Source organism: Microbulbifer sp. (assembly GCF_051659245.1).
Taxonomy (GTDB): domain Bacteria; phylum Pseudomonadota; class Gammaproteobacteria; order Pseudomonadales; family Cellvibrionaceae; genus Microbulbifer.
The window spans coordinates 1-16,583 of the sequence record NZ_JBOFOC010000026.1 but is presented as its reverse complement, the minus strand read 5'-3'; the positions used below and the strand labels follow the sequence as shown (position 1 = coordinate 16,583).

General features: G+C 58.9%; 14 protein-coding genes. 3 read left to right on the top strand and 11 right to left on the bottom strand.

The window, feature by feature from the left end; translation table 11 throughout:
• Positions 1 to 184 precede the first annotated feature (184 nt).
• Entirely contained in the window at positions 185 to 349 is a 165-nt protein-coding gene (locus tag ACRC0P_RS03070; protein WP_438628317.1) for a hypothetical protein, read from the top strand.
• A 144-nt stretch (positions 350 to 493) separates the two neighbouring features.
• Here ACRC0P_RS03070 and ACRC0P_RS03065 read toward each other — a convergent pair whose 3' ends face one another.
• From ACRC0P_RS03065 to ACRC0P_RS03040, 6 genes are all read right to left on the bottom strand, one after another.
• Complete coding sequence (locus ACRC0P_RS03065; protein ID WP_438628316.1) at positions 494 to 949, bottom strand: type IV pilin protein; 456 nt, start codon at positions 947 to 949, stop codon at positions 494 to 496.
• A 25-nt stretch (positions 950 to 974) separates the two neighbouring features.
• Positions 975 to 3,785 (bottom strand): pilus assembly protein, encoded by a 2,811-nt coding sequence (locus tag ACRC0P_RS03060; RefSeq protein WP_438628315.1) that lies wholly within the window; start codon positions 3,783 to 3,785, stop codon positions 975 to 977.
• 705 nt (positions 3,786 to 4,490) lie between these two features.
• The gene (locus ACRC0P_RS03055; protein WP_438628314.1) at positions 4,491 to 5,021 is read right to left on the bottom strand and encodes a pilus assembly PilX family protein; all 531 of its coding nucleotides are present in this window, start codon (positions 5,019 to 5,021) and stop codon (positions 4,491 to 4,493) included.
• A 5-nt stretch (positions 5,022 to 5,026) separates the two neighbouring features.
• The gene (locus ACRC0P_RS03050; RefSeq protein WP_438628313.1) at positions 5,027 to 6,061 is read right to left on the bottom strand and encodes a PilW family protein; all 1,035 of its coding nucleotides are present in this window, start codon (positions 6,059 to 6,061) and stop codon (positions 5,027 to 5,029) included.
• Positions 6,062 to 6,063: 2 nt separating this feature from the next.
• A complete protein-coding gene (pilV, locus tag ACRC0P_RS03045; protein WP_438628312.1) occupies positions 6,064 to 6,603 on the bottom strand; it encodes a type IV pilus modification protein PilV in 540 nt (179 codons plus the stop codon).
• A gap of 10 nt (positions 6,604 to 6,613) precedes the next feature.
• Complete coding sequence (locus ACRC0P_RS03040; protein ID WP_438628311.1) at positions 6,614 to 7,111, bottom strand: pilus assembly FimT family protein; 498 nt, start codon at positions 7,109 to 7,111, stop codon at positions 6,614 to 6,616.
• A gap of 1,222 nt (positions 7,112 to 8,333) precedes the next feature.
• Between ACRC0P_RS03040 and ACRC0P_RS03035 the strand changes: the two genes are divergently transcribed.
• A complete protein-coding gene (locus ACRC0P_RS03035) occupies positions 8,334 to 9,941 on the top strand; it encodes an alpha/beta fold hydrolase (RefSeq protein ID WP_438628310.1) in 1,608 nt (535 codons plus the stop codon).
• 645 nt (positions 9,942 to 10,586) lie between these two features.
• Entirely contained in the window at positions 10,587 to 11,588 is a 1,002-nt protein-coding gene (locus tag ACRC0P_RS03030; protein WP_438628309.1) for an AraC family transcriptional regulator ligand-binding domain-containing protein, read from the top strand.
• A gap of 33 nt (positions 11,589 to 11,621) precedes the next feature.
• Here ACRC0P_RS03030 and ACRC0P_RS03025 read toward each other — a convergent pair whose 3' ends face one another.
• From ACRC0P_RS03025 to hutU, 5 genes are all read right to left on the bottom strand, one after another.
• Entirely contained in the window at positions 11,622 to 11,759 is a 138-nt protein-coding gene (locus ACRC0P_RS03025; protein WP_438628308.1) for a hypothetical protein, read from the bottom strand.
• A gap of 344 nt (positions 11,760 to 12,103) precedes the next feature.
• Positions 12,104 to 12,508: a hypothetical protein gene (locus tag ACRC0P_RS03020; RefSeq protein ID WP_438628307.1), complete on the bottom strand. Its 405-nt coding sequence runs from the start codon at positions 12,506 to 12,508 to the stop codon at positions 12,104 to 12,106.
• 88 nt (positions 12,509 to 12,596) lie between these two features.
• Positions 12,597 to 12,872: a hypothetical protein gene (locus tag ACRC0P_RS03015; RefSeq protein WP_438628306.1), complete on the bottom strand. Its 276-nt coding sequence runs from the start codon at positions 12,870 to 12,872 to the stop codon at positions 12,597 to 12,599.
• Positions 12,873 to 12,987: 115 nt separating this feature from the next.
• Positions 12,988 to 14,550, bottom strand: coding sequence for a histidine ammonia-lyase (hutH, locus tag ACRC0P_RS03010; protein ID WP_438628305.1), 1,563 nt, complete (start codon positions 14,548 to 14,550; stop codon positions 12,988 to 12,990).
• Positions 14,551 to 14,823: 273 nt separating this feature from the next.
• Positions 14,824 to 16,500 (bottom strand): urocanate hydratase, encoded by a 1,677-nt coding sequence (gene hutU / locus ACRC0P_RS03005; RefSeq protein ID WP_438628304.1) that lies wholly within the window; start codon positions 16,498 to 16,500, stop codon positions 14,824 to 14,826.
• Between the last annotated feature and the right edge of the window lie 83 nt (positions 16,501 to 16,583).

Genomic DNA, 16,583 nt, shown 5'->3' with positions numbered 1-16,583 from the left:
GGCGCAGCCAGACACGATTCGCAAGGACAATTCACCTAACCACTGAATTCATGCCTCTCTCAAACCGGGGAGGGCAAGCATTTTCAATCAAGTTTCCGTTTGATGGGTGTCCTATTTTGCCGTTTCTATTTTGCCGTTTCCATTTGATGGGTGTCCTGTTTCATTTAGCGTGGACTCGGTGCACATGGAAATGGAGGGACTGGACGGCGCGGAGCGCGACCAGCTGGCGATCGCGGACCTGAAGCGGCACAAACTGCTGAAGCCCGGCGACTTCGTGCTGGTGTCCCGCGGTTATCATCAGGATATCGGCGGTAGTACCGATACATTGCGCATCGTCGAAGTGGAATAACGGGCGCTTTCGTCCTTCCGCGCCGTGCGGGTTTCAGACCCACAGATTCCGCTGACGCCCAATAAAAAAGGCTGCCCCTATTTCGGCAGATACTGCGACGGCATCGCGGAAAATGGCAGTGGCGGAAATCTCTCCTGTCCCTGATCAACTGCAGGTTTTCTTCCAACACGTTTCCGAAGCATCAAACTTCTTACTATTATCGCGATCCCACTTTTTTTCACCCGCAGAGTTCAATTCCAAGGTGCCATTTTCTTTCTGGGCGCCGATGGGTTTGGCCTGCAAAGTGTAAGTGGTGGCCGTGGTGGGCTTGACAATTTCCAGGTTATAAAACTTGGTGCCGCCATCCAGCGGGACCTGGGTTGGGAAAATTCCGGGAGCACCGGTATCCTTGCCGCCTGCTGCCGCCTTCTTATAGCTGCCATTCTCGGTATAGTGCCGCTCCATCGCCTGCGCCAGCCCCATCAGCGCCCCCTGGGCATCCGCCCTGCGGGTGGTGCGCACATGCTCCTGGTAGGAGGGCCAGGCGATACCGGCGAGTATTCCCAATATCGCCACTACGATCATCAGTTCGATCAGGGTAAATCCGCGCTGCTTTTTCATATTTATCACTCAATCATTCCATGGCTTACAGGGGGGTGGCCTCTTCCCAGGAGAGGCGGCCCTCGCGGTCGCAACCGCCCGTATCAATACCTCTTGTGCCAAGGTTTCCAGATGAATCGGAGGTTAACTGTTTGAGAGCGCCAGCACTGCAGGGGCCGCCACTGCTGCTAGTGCTACTGCTACTACTGCTACCACTGGCGCTACCACTGCCGCCACCAATAAAGCCCGACCTATTCGGCGATCCGCCGCTTACCGCGCTTCCCACCACACCCTTGTCCGCCGTGTTGATCACGCCGTCGCCGTTGGCATCGAATATCCCGCGATTATCCGGCGCCAGGCCGGTGCGCACATCCACCGACATCAACCAGCCGCGGCCGCCGGCGGAGCATACCTGTCCGGTGGGGATCATGGTGTTGAATAAAAGCGTATTGCGCAGCAGGTCCGGCGTGGTGATCACCCGCTCTCCGCCATCTACACCGTCGGGAGTATTGCCGGGCTCCAACTGGATATACCAACCGGACTTCTGCCCCCAGACGAGCTGCTCGTCGTCGTTCAAGGTGCGGTAAGTCCGCTCGGTTTCAGTTTCCTCGCCGGTATCGGATACCTGGGCGACATCCTTGGTGCCGATGGTACGGCCCGCCAGACTGTCCTTGCCCAACCCGCCAGCGCCGTTGTCTGATACCACATAGAAGCCACCCGCCGTACTGTCGGCCGTATCCGTGCCGACAAGGTACTGGCCGGTACCGAACATGACCAGCAGGTTGGGGGAACCGCCACCAACATAGTCGGTATTCCTCGCAACCCGGGGGCCAGCGGTAATCGGCTCGCCAACACTGAGCAGGGGGTTCCCATAAGCAACCTTCCAGTTGTCCGCAGAAGCACCGGAGACGTCGAAGGCCCACATATTTCCCTTCAGGTCACCGGCATAGACCCGGTCAATGGTGCCGTCCCGATCGGTGTCCACAATCGCCGGGGTGGACAGGCCATTCTTGTCGTCGGCATCGGCGGTTTCCGTGGAGAGATACTCAACGTCAGAGCCATCCAGGTAATGGATAAACAGGCCGGCATCCCCCGTCTCGCTGTTGTAGCCGTTGCCGAATACGGCCGCCCACTTGCCATTGGCCATGCGGCCTATCTGGGCGCGGCTGAAGCTGAAGCCGAGGTTGCTGTTGTCGGAATCGGTAAATTCCCACATAAAAACGGATTCCGGACTTCCCGGATCTTGATCTTGACCCTCCTGGCTGAAGCTGTCTGGGTTGGTTACATCCAGGGCGAAGTAGCCCTTGCCGCCGCCCCTGAGGTTGCCCACCAGCACGGTTTTCCAGCTGTTGCCGATATAGGCGTCGGTCACCGAGGGCGTGCCGTCCACATAGTACCTGTGGGTATAGAGCTGGGAGCTGAGGGCGTGCAGGCCGGTACTCTGCCGGGTGCTCAGCAGCGCCTCCGGCGCATAGGCGATGACCTCTTCGCCGTTGCGGGCGTTGAAGCCGTGCAGGAAGCCGTCATTGGCACCCACGTAGACCACCGGTGTTCGATTGCTCTTGCTGCTCTGGAAAGTGGCATAGGTTAGCGCCTCGGGGAATTCCTGCCTGCCCCAGATGGCGTTGGGGACACCCACATAAACCGGCGTGGAGTTGACGATATCGCCCAGGCGGCCGCCGCGTTGGCGGAACTCCGTGTTCTCCGTGCCCTCATTGCCGCGGTCGCCGCGCAGGTAGTTCACGCGCGCGGCAGCCAGGTTATCGACAACAGACTCACCGCTGGAGGTGTTGATTTTCAGGTCCTCCTCGTGGTCCTTGCCGTTGCCGTCTATCAGCGCGGTGGTGAAGGCCACGCCCGTGCCATCCTGGGAGGTGATCATTACCCGGTCGCCCGGCGCCATGTCGTCCAGCTTGTCGCTGGCGCTCCAGGACTCCGTCAGTGTGCCATCGGCGTCGAGGGTAAAGGCGGAGAGGTCGCCGCTCCAGTCGCTGCTGTCGAAACTGGCCGCGTAGAGCGCGGACCCGGCTTGCAGGGAGGCGCTATTGAAAGCGATGGAGCTGGAGCTGCCGTCAATGGCCCGTACTTTGTTGATAATGCGCTTGAAAGTGGTAACCAGGGTTTCGGCGTTGCTCGCCGAGTAGACGTCCTCCAGGCCGCCACTACCGAAGTAGGCGGCATTGACCATCAAATCACTGGCAGACACCTGTTCGTCGGCGAAGCCGATCACATAACTGATGATATTGTTCTTTATCGGGGAGCCGTCGGGCTTCGTCAGGTCCGGGCGCAGGTCCAGATCGTAAAGCGCCTTGATCACATCGTCCATGGATGCGTTGTTATTACCACCATTTTCATCTTTGGTACAACCCTTTGGTCCCTCGCAGTCGTAATCGTAACCGGCCAGGTCATCCGAGACGTCCTCGTCCTCGAGCGGAACACCATCGGTCAGCGCCACCATAAAGTTCTTCTGGCAATAGTACTGGATGGCGCTGTCGGTACCGGTTCCGGGCTTCGAGACATTCGCCCATTCCGGCTCGCTCTGGAAAATATCCTGACCCTCTTTTTCTACGGTAACCACCTCGCCGCTGTCGTTTTTCTTTTTGAAAGTCAACTTCTCGTCTTCATGGCCGGTGATAAAGTAGCGCCCCACATCCTCAAAGCTTTCGCCCAGGGGGGTCCAGCCGCTGGCACCTAGCTCGTCAACGGTGCTCAGCAATCCCGCTCGTGTGTCATCGGTCACACTGGTCAGCCCGCTCAGCATTTTGGCGCCGTCGCCTCCGTCATCTCCGCCGAATTGCATAAGGCCGACGCGAACGTTTTCCAGGTCTGAGATCATGCTGACTGTGGCGCTTTTCATCGCGTCGACTCGACGCTGGGTGCCTTTTTTACTTTGAAGGACCTCATCGCCTTCCTTAAAAACATCTGGCTCCCAATATGGGCGAACTTGGGAGAAGTACCAATTCAGAAAATGACCACTGTAGCGAATGTTAGCCGCACCGGTAGCGGTTTCGGAGGAGTAATAACTATCATTATTGTTGCACCGCCATCGCCACTGCCTCCGCCTATAATCATAATAATATTCTCCGGAACAGGCGCTATCGCCGCCGGCCCACAGATAGGCATCGTAGGTTTTGTCATTGTCAAAACAGTTTGAATCCCACCAATTCGGCTTAATCCTCCATTGTTTCCATATTAAGTTTCCATTATTCTGCCGTTGACGATCCCTGTTATACCAAACTTCTCCAGTATCCTTATCAACACGGACATGAACACGTCCATCAGTATCCTCCGGATTATTGCACCAATAGAATCCGTACCGTGCATTCTCGTCATATTCTTCCGGAATCGCTATATGATTCATGGAGCCGGATGAGTCAAACATCAGCATAATATTCGGATCGGCCCCACCGAGAGTATAGAGGGGCACATCGGAGATATCCCCCGGCGCCGCCGACGCGGCAGTGGCCAGGCTCAGGAAAAAAGCCGCGATAAAAGTGCGCAGCGGTACGGGCGATATCGATTTACGGGTAGATTGCATTTTTATAATCATTTTTTTCCTCCCCTACATAGACTTGATAGACTTGCCGTAGAGAGTGACCAGGATACGCTCGGTGCCGCCCGGCCCCTCGCCGCGGGCGACTATTCTGAACACCTCGACATCCTTAAAATCAATGGGCGGCTTGTTCAAACTGAGGTCCACGTCCGTGGTATCGGAATCGTCGGAGGCGCGGCCGAACATTTCTATAAAGACGCGTCCTTTCAGAACGCCGTCCGGGCCCTCGAGCGTCGAGTCCCGCTCGGGGGCGTTGGTGTCGCTCCAGGTGTCTTCGTCAAAAATATCCGCGGGGGCCTTCCCCTCGGTTCTGCACCAACCGGTGTCGCCGAAGGTGGAGGTATTGTCGAGACCTTCGACATGGTTTTCCGCCTGGCGCACCATGGATTCCGCCACTTCCAGCGCTATCCTGGCGTCGCGGGCGGCGGCGGTCATGCGCTCGCCCAGCAGTACGGAGCGGGCCCCGGAGATACCGATCATGGTCAGCACCAGCAGAATGATCAGGCTGACGACCAGTACGGCGCCCCGCTGTCGGTTCATCACCATCATATCCCCCGGTTACGTATTTTTGCCGTGGCGGTGTAGAGCTTTCTCAGTCGGCCATCGGTGTATACCGTGCCGTCGATTACCTGCCTGGAGACACCGACACTGCCGTCGCTGGCCGCCAGCAGCTGTACCCGGATCACCATCACCCCCTCCATCTGATCGGGGTTGTTGCTGGCCTCCTGCCAGGTATCCACCACGCCGTCGCCGGTGCTGTCCCGGCCGTAGAGCACCTGCATATCCTCGATACCCGGCACCAGTTCCTGCGCCGCGCGGCCGTTCTCGATCATAAAGAGGGAGGGGGTGCCGGTAATATTGCTGTCGGCGATAAAAAAGGTGCGGGAATAGGGCCGCAGTATTGTCGAATCCGTGCCGTAATCCTCTTGCAGGGTGCGGGGCTTGTTTTTGATCCAGCCCTGGTCTTCCCCATCACTACCGTCGACGCCGGCAGCGTGCGCTATGGCCTTTTCACCCGAATCTCCACTCCCTACACCGGTAACGGTCAGCAGTTCACCGGCCTTGCAGTTGGAGATCAGCACCACCTGACCGGCCTGGACATTGCAGTTTGCCGACACCTGGAGCGGGTTTTCGTTAGTGCCGGCAACCATTCTTCCGGTGCCGCCGCAGGCGTTTTCCGCGCCACTCAGGGTCAATGTATCCGTGCCGATTTTTACATCATCTATGCCGGGGATTACCCCACTGCTGGACGGGGCGTTATTGGTCCCGCCAACACCGCCCGCGCCGACCTGGCCGTGGATAGCGGGAATATAATCGTCATCACTGTCATCGAGATGGTTCCGGATGCTGTCCTTGTTCGGCGCACAGCCCCAAAAATCCGCCATGCGGATCTCCCTGGTCAGGAAATCTGTGGCGAAGCGGCCGCTCTCCTGCACCTGGGAATAGGCCATCTGCATGCGCATGGTGTTGCGGTTGCTGTCGAAGATCTGCAACACCCCGAGAAGCAGCAGGGAGCTGAGCACTATGCCGATCATCAATTCGATCAGGGAGAGACCGCGCTGCCGGGAATTCATTCGCATGATCAGAGCTCCACCGTCATTTTAAACTCGGCATCTTTCGGTCCGCCGGCGCCGCTGCCGTAGCCTTCCCCGGTGTGCTGCTCCTTCCACGTCACCGTTATCGTGACCCCGCCGCCGTCGCGGGAGATTGTGCCGCTGCCCGAGGGCAGGTTTGTCTCGATCAGCTGCGCCCACTCGCGCTTGTCCATGGCGGCAAGACCCGCGGCAGAACAGCGGCTGCTGCAGTCGTTGTCTTCCGTTTCCGAGTCATCATCCGCATCGTCGTCGTCATCCGCGTCGTCGTCATCATCCGCACCGTCGTCATCATCATCCGTGTCTTCGCCCAACGAGCCGTCGTAGCTGCCCTGCTCCACCCCGGCGGGGTTGGCCCGCATACGCTCGGCCATATCGTGGGCCGCCAGGGTGGCCATATAGCGCTCCCGGGCACTGTTGCCGTTTTTCATGCTCATCATCTGGGTGGCGGCGAGCCCGAGCAGGCCCACTGCCAGCACCAGCACGGAGACAAGCACTTCGATCAGGGTGGCGCCGCGTTGCTTAAGCATTTCGTTCCTCCTAGCTGCCGGTACAGGTGCTATTGGTAAGGCGCACTACGCCGGAGGTGAGCAGGGTGAGCTGGCGGCCGTGATTGCCTGCGCGTTTGTCGCACAACCCGAAGGTGACAGTATTCGCAAGCCCGGGGACAAGGCCGCGGGCGTTGAAGACGAAACCGATATCCTGGCTACCGTCTCCCAGCGCAAGGGTGATATCCCCCGAGTCGATAGTGAATACCCGCAACACCTCTTCATCGTCGCCGTCGTCGGCCCAGACCCGCAGGCCGTTGTTCACATCGCTGTCAATGGCACCGACTCTGACTCTTCCGCCGCGGCGTACAGCCTCGGCGCGGGCGTACTGCAGGATTGCGTTGAGATCGTTGGTCGCTGTCACTATCCGGTTGTTTCTGATCATGGTACTGAAAGACGGAACACCTATGCTCATGACGATAGCCAGGATAGCTATCACACACATCAGCTCTATGAGAGTAAAACCAGCCGCGCGTCTTGGAACTGTCATTGCTTTCTCCACGTAGGAAGAAAAATGGATCTTTCTCCACGTCTTATCAGTGGCGGGTATGTGCTTGGAGTCTTTATGGCGACCCGGAAGCGCATCTGAGAGAGGAAGGGTCGGTCTTGATGTTCCCGGCCATGCGACGGGTGATAACAACGGAGAAAACATAACTGCAAACAGTACTGAAATGTCACTCATATCCCCCCTTTATACGGCCGGGCTCATACATAATCCGAGAGTCCGACCCTATTATTATCTGGTGGGTCTGTTGCCATATTAAATCCGAACCGGAAAAATATGCGTGGAATTTAGTTTCAAATGCGGGGAAAATGATTTCAAATCACTGAAAACGTACCGCATTCAGCGTGCCGCTCGCTTGAACTTGCATAGAGTTAATTTTGCCTGCGGGCGGCGCCATTTGTTTTCCCCGTCAACATGGACGGGAGGATAGCCGACAAGCGTGTGAGCCACCGTTTGAATGAGCGTGGTATTTTCCCGGACCGGTTTCGGGCGGACTGCGTTCCACCTTCTGATCAGCCCCCGCTCCGTCAAGCATGCGCATTCGCGCGCTGGCTCGATGGGGGACCCTGCCATTCGCGTCATCGATCTCGCACAGCACGATATAGTCATAGTCACTTTCGCCGCGAAACGGGTCCCGGTAGACCCTAACGAGGGATGAGGATGCGTTCGGAAGCGTGGCCGTCTGCCTGGTGGTCGAGGAAGTCAAAACTTCATAAAGGGGAGTCGGTCACAAGTGGCAGGCCAGGCAAGTCGATAATTTGCAATTTTGACCGAATTTGCTGTTCTGGTCTCGTTCATCTATCCAGACGTACTCACAAAGCTGATTTCATTCATGGTGATATTCATTTAATGTACCTGCAGGTAAAATTACCCGCTGGCTCCGCAAGCCATAGCTTCCCGGACATATTGAACGCTCGGATGGAAAGGGAATTTCGGAAAAATTCTTTGTTGATGTCAAAGGCTTCAACCTGGGTGACGTCCGTGCAGTCTCATCCAGATCCGATGGCTTTTCCTGCTATAGATCTCCGCAGGGCGTCAAATCGTTTGATATGGATGATTGGGTGGTGGCCGTAAGAACAAAAGGCCATGTAGACGCCAATGTGGACGGGAAACTCGTACGCTTCCAGGGAAATAACCTGGAGCAGCGAAATGCGGGGGAGCCATTCAGTGCACACCTAAAATAAGCAGCACCTTGGTGATCAAAACAATGAGAGTTTCGCTGGAGATGCTCGGGGAGTTAAGCATCTTTCACGACGGTAAGCCTGTAACCTTGCCAGCCTCCAAACGGACACGTGCGCTGCTGGCCTACCTTGCGAGGACCGCCCGGCCCCATCGCCGTGAACGTCTATGTGAAGTGTTTTTCGAAACTCCGAATGATCCTCGTGGCGCATTGCGCTGGTCATTAAGCAAGATTCGCCCCTTGATCAACGATGCATCGACAGAGCGGCTAGTGGCAGATCGGGAACGCGTAACCATCAATGCCCCGGATATCGAAATTGACATCAATACGCTGTCAGAAAAATTAAAATCCCCTGATTTTTCCTCCTCGCTATTAACCGAGATGGCAGGCCAACTACAGAAACCGTTTCTGGACGGTATCGACCTGCCTGACCAGGAGCTCTTCCAGCAATGGCTGTCCGCTGAACGACAGGAGGTAAATCGCTTGCGTGGAAAGGTGCTGGCCCGTTTAGCCTCTCACTCTGACATTGCCCTTCACGAACGATTGATATGGGCCCGTCAGTGGCAGGCTCTGGAGCCGTTCAGTCCCCACGCGGCCACTCAATTGTTGACCCTGCTGGAGCTGCTTGATCACACTTTGGAGTTGAACGCTTTGTCGCACGAAATGGCCAGGCGTTTCCGAAATGCCGGGATTGCGTGGCCTCCTGATATGCGCACCCAAGGCAGCCGGATCTCCGCCGGTGTCAAGGAGCGTGCCACAGAGCGGGAATTGCTGGCCCGGCAAGAAGTCCGGTTTTGCACCGCAAACGACGGCGTGCGCATCGCCTATGCCTCTGTGGGCGAGGGTCCGCCCATCATCAAGGCTGCCAACTGGCTCACCCATATAGAGCACGACTGGGAGGCACCAATCTGGAGCCCTCTGTTTCGCAATCTCGCCGCTGACCATCGCTTTGTTCGCTACGATGAACGGGGCAATGGCCTGTCCGACTGGAACGTCGCTAATATTTCCTTTGACGCCTTTGTGACCGACCTTGAAGCGGTGGTGGCTGCCACGGGGCTGGATAAATTTGCCCTGCTTGGCATATCTCAGGGCGCCGCCGTATCCATAGAGTACGCCGTGAGGCACCCTGAGCGGGTGACACATCTTATTCTCTTCGGCAGCTATGCGGCAGGCTGGCGAATTGGCGCGACTGACGCAGTGGCCAGGGAACGTGAGGCTGTGATGACACTGACCGAAACAGGATGGGGGAAGGACAACCCGGCGTACCGGCAGATATTCTCATCCACTTTTATGCCCAGCGCCACTGCGGACGAGCTTATATGGTTCAATGAATTCCAGCGTTTGACGACTTCGCCGGAGAACGCGGTCCGGTTTTTATCCGTTTTCGCTGATATTGACGTGCGCGACCGGCTCGCGCAAGTGGCTGTGCCGACCTTGGTAATTCATTCGCTGGAAGACCAGCGCATTCCGGTCGAGGCCGCCCGCGATCTCGCCGCCTCCATCCCCAACGCTGAGTTCGTGGAGCTGGAGAGCGACGGGCATCTGCTGCTCGGCCGCGAGCCCGCTTCAAGAGTTTTTGTGGAGACGGTACGGAATTTCATCTCCGGCAAGCCCGGGAATGCACAGCCTGGCTGAGGTTGTGCATGTCAGGTTTATTGCGATATGGCGCGTGTAGCTGATTTATTTCCCTTTTTGTAACTACTCTCCCCTCTCCCCTCTCCCCTTTGCGGGGGATGGGCCGGGGAGGAGGCGCTGACGGGATCCCCCTCTCCTCCTCTTTTCCCCAAAAGAGGGGGAGAGGGGACTGTCGGGGTGAGTAGTTACCCCTTTTTTATTTTAAAGGTCTGTGATCCATGTGAAATCAGTTGCGGAATCTAGTTTCATATTTGTGGAAAATGATTGCAAATCGCTAAAATAGTACCATCTTCAGCCTCCCACCCCCGTAGAATACCTGCGAACTGAAAAAACCGGCCATGATCCTGAAGGAACCCATATTCGATCCCGAGAAGTTGGGCGCTATAAGATGGATTAGGCGACATTGGCTCGCTGGGCGATTGGCGCGATTTCCCTCTCTTGGTTAGTAATTGTTCATTATCTCCCATTATTTGTCAGCCGGCTGCCAATGTACCGGGTAAAACCTGGTCCCGACGTCGCCCTAAAGGTTCCACATCCGGATGAAGTGCCTTAAAGTCCTGGAAAAAAATAATCGAATTTTGTTGCAAATCTATGGAAAATAGTTGCGAACCACCACGGCAACACCCCCCCCGTTCTCTCACTCCAATGGAGGAGCGCAATGTTTGTGCCATTGAGGTTGTCTACCTGGCCAGGGAGCTCAAACGTCATTCGGTCGTCGATTTCGCACAGGTAGAGGCTATAGACCGCCAGCTTGCGGCCCGTGTTATCGAGTTGGAGGAAGGGCGGGATATCTCGGAGTTGATGGAGGAGCGCTATCCGGAATCCTGGATGATCACTCTGTGGCAGCTGGTTGATGCCAACCCCCTTGCGGTAGATATCGGCGCTCGTATGGGTGCTGCTATCGTTTTGCCGGAAGCTCAAGGGCTGCTCATCAGTCTGGTCCAGCATTGCGAAAACCTGGAGGAGGCGCTGGAAACCTATCTCGCGAATACCGACTTGGGCAACCCATCTGAATCCTGGCAGGTAACCCGGACGAATAACTATGTCCAACTGACTTTTCGTTTTGTTTCCGGGAAACCCTACCCGCGCTGTGCTGTGGTGTACAAGATAGTTTCCCTATGTCACTGGACTGAACACCTGCTCGGGCAGAGGATCCCCGCTTGCTGGGCTGAATTTGGCTTCCCAAAGCCACGGTACGTCGACCTCCTGCAGCTACTGTTACCCTATGAGCTTCGTTTTGATAGCGGCAGAAACGCGTTTGTTTTTCCCGAGGAAGCTCTCTCCCTGCCGTTGCGACAGCGCAACCGTCACCTTAAAGGCATATTGGAACAGAGGATTTCGAAACTGGATTTCGTGGGGAAAGGACAGTCCGTCGAGAAACGGGTTCGCCAGTTGCTGAGGGAGAACCTGGCCGCCTACAACAGCATAGACAGCCTGGCGCAGACGCTCTGTATGAGCCGGGCGACCCTGTACCGCAAGCTGAAGGAGGCGAAAACCAGCTTTTCCCGGCTGCTGGATGAGGAGCGTCGGCGGTTGTTCGCCCGCCATAGGCACCAGTCGGTGTCGCAACTGTGCGACCTGCTCGGCTTCCGGGATGCCAGTGCCTATTACAAGGCCCGCAAGCGCTGGAATGTAAAGCCCGGCTGAGATTCTTGCGGAGACCGGTCTGCAACAGGGTGCTCAGGGCCGCACGCAGCGCACCAGTACCCTGCTCTCCAGTTCCTGCTCCATACAGTGAAATTGCTGGCCGTTTACGGTCAGTGTGTCGGGGGCTCCCTCGGGCTCGGTTGTGGCACAACCGGCAACTCCTGTCGCCATGGCCGCTGCAAGCAGAATACAACGCAACTTCTGCACCGCGGATACCTCACAGCTTCGTGGATCAGGCGCGGATTCACTCCGCTCCTTTACTGAGCCTAGAGGAAGCAGCTGTCAGGGTGAGGCTTTTAATGCCATTTTGTATAAAGCTGCGACAGGCCCGCCGGAGGCATGGATGCCGACGCCGAGCGTACAGGGAGCGGTGCTGAAGCCGCAGCCCACGGCTAATCGTCGCGGAATTCCCGCCGCACAGAAACTCCCGCGGCTGTTAGCTCATTCCGTTGAAAATGCTAACAGCGGTGGGAGAGCGGGTCTGTATGACCAAGGTATGAGGGGTTCAATGGGGCCTAGTGGCGCCCTCTGCGGATACCGTGGTGGCCTCGATGGATGCGGTGTCCCCGATGGATACGATGTCCCCGGTAGATGCGGTCTCCCCGGTGGAGACGATGTCCCCGGTAGAGGCGGTCTCCCCGGTAGTAGTGGTGTCCGCGATAGCCGCGATAGTAGGGGCGGCCGTAGCGGTAATAGGACCGGCCTTGGTAGAAACGATAGCGCGGTTGGTAGCGGTAACGGTAATAGCGCGGCGACGAATAGAAGAAATAGGCCCCGGAGGATGGGTACACATAGGGACGCGCATAGGGGTAGGAATAATAGGAGCCGCCGCCGTAGTAGCCGTCGGCCACGCAGGCACTCAGGCCGAGACCGGTACCGACGGTGATAGCGATCAGGCTTGTCTTCAATAGTCTGTTCATAGTGCAAACTCCGAAGTGGGGAAAACCCGTTGGTTACGGCTTCCCTGCGACACTGGGATGTCGCTCGCCTTGGGATTCGCTGAATGGGCTAGAGCGGCCTCGCCCGCGGGGGCAGTGGCCCGTAGTAGTAGGAGCGATAGCGACGGTGCGGTATGGGCCGGTCGAAGCCGCCGTGCCGGTAGTAATTGGCGTGGCGCACACTGTGGCAGACGCCGTTGGGATGGCAGTGGTAGTAGGGGCCGCGGACCTCGTAGTGAGGCCTGTTGGTGCTCACGTAGCCGATATCGGTACAGGCCGGTAGTGTGGCGGCGGCCAGGACGCAGCCGGCTCCGGTGAGCAGTCGCCTGTTGGACTGGGGCTTCATTTAGACCTCCGCGCCGACTGGCGGGCAAATCATCTAATTTTCAGCCTAGCAGCATTGGCGTGAATTTCATTTATTTCTTGGTGAGAGAGGGCGAACGCAGGGTTCGCCCCCGGGATCAGCTGCTGGGCAGCAGCTCCGCATCGACGAAATCGCGGTAGATAGCGCTGGCCAGCAGCGCCTTGGCCTCGGCGATATCCGGGGCGAAGTAGCGGTCCCTGTCGTAGAAGGAGACCCGCTCGCGCAGCTTGGCTTTGGCGGTCTCCAGCTTGGCGGAGGTCTTTAGCGGAGTGCGGAAATCCAGGCCCTGGCAGGCGGCCAGCAGTTCCACCGCGAGAATGCCGCAGGTGTTATCGGCCATGTCCCGCAGGCGACGGCCGGCGAAGGTGGCCATGGACACGTGGTCCTCCTGGTTGGCGGAGGTGGGCAGGGAATCCACGCTGGCCGGGTGGGCCAGGGATTTGTTTTCGCTGGCCAGTGCCGCCGCGGTGACCTGGGCGATCATAAAGCCGGAGTTGACCCCGCCGTTGTCCACCAGGAAGGGCGGCAGTCCGGACAGGCTGGTATCGATCAGCAGTGCCATGCGCCGTTCGGACAGGGCACCGATCTCCGCCAGCGCCAGGGCCAGGTTGTCGGCCACCATGGCCACCGGTTCGGCGTGGAAGTTGCCGCCGGAAATAATGTCGGAATTTTCGGGGTTTTCCTCGTCGGTACTCTCTCCTCCAACAAAAACCAATGGGTTGTCGGACACGCCGTTGGCCTCCGCCAGCAAGACTTCCGCGGCAAAGCGGATCTGCTGCAGGCAGGCGCCCATCACCTGGGGCTGGCAGCGCAGGGAGTAGGGGTCCTGCACCTTCTCGCAGCCCCGGTGTGACTCGCTGATTTCGCTGCTATCGCCGAGCAGCTGGCGGTAGGCGGCCGCCACCTGGCGCTGGGCGCGCTGTCCGCGCGCCGCGTGAATGCGGTCGTCGAAGGGGCGGCGGGAACCTTTCGCCGCCTCCAGCGCCAGGGAACCGGCTACCAGGCCCCCGGCGAACAGGTCCTCGGCGGCGAAGAGGCCGAGCAGCGCGAAGGCGGTGGAAGCCTGGGTGCCGTTGAGCAGCGCCAGCCCCTCTTTCGGTGCCAGGGTCAGCGGCTCCAGGCCGGCCGCTTCCAGCCCCTCTTTGGCAGGTTTGCGCTCGCCGTCGACAAACACCTCGCCCTCGCCCAGCAACACCACGCTCATATGCGCCAGCGGCGCCAGGTCGCCGGAGGCGCCCACGGAGCCCTTTTCCGGAATCGCCGGGAAGACGCCGGCGTTGACCAGCTTGATCAGTGCCTCGATCAGCTCTGCGCGCACGCCGGAAAATCCGCGCGCGAGGGAGTTGATCTTCAGTACCATCAGCAGGCGCACAGTGGCCTCGTCCATAAAATTGCCGGTGCCGGCGGCGTGGGACAGAACGATGGCCCGCTGCAGGGTTTCCAGGTCTTTCTGCTCGATGCGGGTGTTGGCCAGCAGACCGAATCCGGTGTTGATGCCGTAGACGGTGCGGCCCTCGCTGAGTACCTGGGCCACGGTTTTTTCCGAGGCCTCGATGGCCGGGTAGGCGTTTTTGTCCAGCGACAGTTTCACCGGTTCGCGGGCGACGCGGCGCAGTTGGGCGAGGCTCAGTTGGCCGGGGTTGATTTCCAATTGGTACATAAATTCTCTCACCGAAAATAATTTCGTATTGCCTGGGAGCGCCGAGCTCCAGCTCGGCATGCGGGCCGCAGGCCCGCTCCTTGACGCCGGCAAGCCGGCGTGATGCCGAGCTGGCGGCGGGCGCTCCCGAGCTCGGCGTTCCCAGGTGTGCGGAGCTGGAGCCTTCAGCGCTCAAAGGCAAACAGCTCCGCGTTAACTCGCGCCATCCATGGCGCTCGGCCTTCGGCCAGCTAAAGCTGTTCAAATCGGCAGTCCTGCCGATTTGTCCCGGGCTCAGCTCTTCAGCATCGGCAGGTCCAGCCCCTGCTCCACCGCGCAGTTTTTAGCGATCTCGTAACCCGCATCCGCATGGCGCATCACGCCGGTGGCCGGGTCGTTCCACAGTACGCGGGCGATGCGTTTGGCGGCGGCCTCGGTGCCGTCGCAGACGATCACCACGCCGGCGTGCTGAGAAAAACCCATGCCCACCCCGCCGCCGTGGTGCAGGGAGACCCAGGTGGCGCCGGAGGCGGTGTTCAACAGTGCGTTCAACAGCGGCCAATCGGAAACCGCGTCGGAGCCGTCCTGCATCGCTTCCGTCTCGCGATTGGGGCTGGCCACCGAGCCGCTGTCCAAATGGTCGCGGCCGATTACCACCGGCGCTTCCAGTTCGCCGCTGGCCACCATCTCGTTGAAGGCCAGCGCCAGGCGCGCGCGTTCTTTCAGCCCCACCCAGCAGATGCGCGCCGGCAGGCCCTGGAACTGGATGCGCTCGCGGGCCATATCCAGCCAGTTGTGCAATTGGGGGTTGTCCGGAATCAGTTCCTTCACCTTGGCGTCGGTCTTGTAGATATCCTCCGGATTGCCGGACAGCGCGGCCCAGCGGAAGGGCCCCACGCCTTCACAGAACAGCGGGCGGATATAAGCGGGCACGAAGCCGGGGAAATCGAAGGCGTTTTTCACTCCTTCCTCGAACGCCATCTGGCGGATGTTGTTGCCGTAGTCCAGGGTGGCGGCGCCCCGCCTTTGCAGTTCCAGCATCGCGGTGACCTGGATGGCCATGGATTTCCTGGCCTCCTTCACCACCAGCGCCGGATCTTTGCGGCGCATTTCCGCGGCCTGTTCCAGGGTCCAGCCTTTCGGCAAATAGCCGTTCAGCGGATCGTGGGCGGAGGTCTGGTCGGTCACCGCGTCGGGCAGGAGTTTGCGCGCGACGATTTCCGGGAAAATATCCGCGCAATTGCCCAGCAGGCCCACGGAAACCGCCTCGCCTTTTTCCTTTGCGGCTGAGAGTATTTGCAGCGCCTCGTCCAGGCTGGTGGCTTTTTTGTCGAGGTAGCCGGTGCGCAGGCGGAAGTCGATGCGGGTCTCGTCGCATTCCACCGCGAGCATGCTGAAACCGGCCATGGTCGCTGCCAGCGGTTGGGCGCCGCCCATGCCGCCGAGGCCGCCGGTCAGAATCCAACGGCCTCTTGCCTCGCCGTCGAAGTGCTGGCGGGCCACCGCGGCAAAAGTTTCATAAGTGCCCTGCACAATGCCCTGGGAGCCGATATAGATCCAGGAGCCGGCGGTCATCTGGCCGTACATCATCAGGCCCTTTTTATCCAGCTCGTTGAAGTGCTCCCAGTTGGCCCAGTGGGGCACCAGGTTGGAGTTGGCGATCAGCACCCGCGGCGCGTCGGCGTGGGTTTTGAAAACGCCCACCGGCTTGCCGGATTGCACCAGCAGGGTTTCGTCTTCCTCCAGGCGCTTGAGCACTTCGACGATTTTGTCGAAGCATTCCCAGTCCCGCGCGGCGCGGCCGATACCGCCGTAGACGACCAGATCCTCCGGGCGCTCGGCCACTTCCGGGTCCAGGTTGTTCATCAGCATGCGCAGCGGCGCCTCGGTGAGCCAGCTTTTGGCGCTGAGCCCGGTGCCGCGGGGAGCGGTGATTTTGCGGCTGGGGTCGTGGCGTTTGTCGGTGGTCATTTTTAACCTCGCAAAAAGTTTTTCCCAAAGCGTTAGATAATTGGCTCTTTCTGTAGGAGCGGCGGGGCGGCCATCCGCCCCGC

What these genes read in the sequence shown, in the direction of transcription:
- ACRC0P_RS03035 (WP_438628310.1), top strand. Translation starts at nt 8,334, where the DNA reads ATGAGAGTTTCGCTGGAGATGCTCGGGGAGTTAAGCATCTTTCACGAC.
- ACRC0P_RS03060 (WP_438628315.1), bottom strand. Translation starts at nt 3,785, where the DNA reads ATGAAAAGCGCCACAGTCAGCATGATCTCAGACCTGGAAAACGTTCGC.
- ACRC0P_RS03030 (WP_438628309.1), top strand. Translation starts at nt 10,587, where the DNA reads ATGGAGGAGCGCAATGTTTGTGCCATTGAGGTTGTCTACCTGGCCAGG.
- ACRC0P_RS03025 (WP_438628308.1), bottom strand. Translation starts at nt 11,759, where the DNA reads ATGGCGACAGGAGTTGCCGGTTGTGCCACAACCGAGCCCGAGGGAGCC.
- pilV (WP_438628312.1), bottom strand. Translation starts at nt 6,603, where the DNA reads ATGCTTAAGCAACGCGGCGCCACCCTGATCGAAGTGCTTGTCTCCGTG.
- hutU (WP_438628304.1), bottom strand. Translation starts at nt 16,500, where the DNA reads ATGACCACCGACAAACGCCACGACCCCAGCCGCAAAATCACCGCTCCC.
- hutH (WP_438628305.1), bottom strand. Translation starts at nt 14,550, where the DNA reads ATGTACCAATTGGAAATCAACCCCGGCCAACTGAGCCTCGCCCAACTG.
- ACRC0P_RS03065 (WP_438628316.1), bottom strand. Translation starts at nt 949, where the DNA reads ATGAAAAAGCAGCGCGGATTTACCCTGATCGAACTGATGATCGTAGTG.
- ACRC0P_RS03050 (WP_438628313.1), bottom strand. Translation starts at nt 6,061, where the DNA reads ATGCGAATGAATTCCCGGCAGCGCGGTCTCTCCCTGATCGAATTGATG.
- ACRC0P_RS03070 (WP_438628317.1), top strand. Translation starts at nt 185, where the DNA reads ATGGAAATGGAGGGACTGGACGGCGCGGAGCGCGACCAGCTGGCGATC.
- ACRC0P_RS03055 (WP_438628314.1), bottom strand. Translation starts at nt 5,021, where the DNA reads ATGAACCGACAGCGGGGCGCCGTACTGGTCGTCAGCCTGATCATTCTG.
- ACRC0P_RS03020 (WP_438628307.1), bottom strand. Translation starts at nt 12,508, where the DNA reads ATGAACAGACTATTGAAGACAAGCCTGATCGCTATCACCGTCGGTACC.
- ACRC0P_RS03040 (WP_438628311.1), bottom strand. Translation starts at nt 7,111, where the DNA reads ATGACAGTTCCAAGACGCGCGGCTGGTTTTACTCTCATAGAGCTGATG.
- ACRC0P_RS03015 (WP_438628306.1), bottom strand. Translation starts at nt 12,872, where the DNA reads ATGAAGCCCCAGTCCAACAGGCGACTGCTCACCGGAGCCGGCTGCGTC.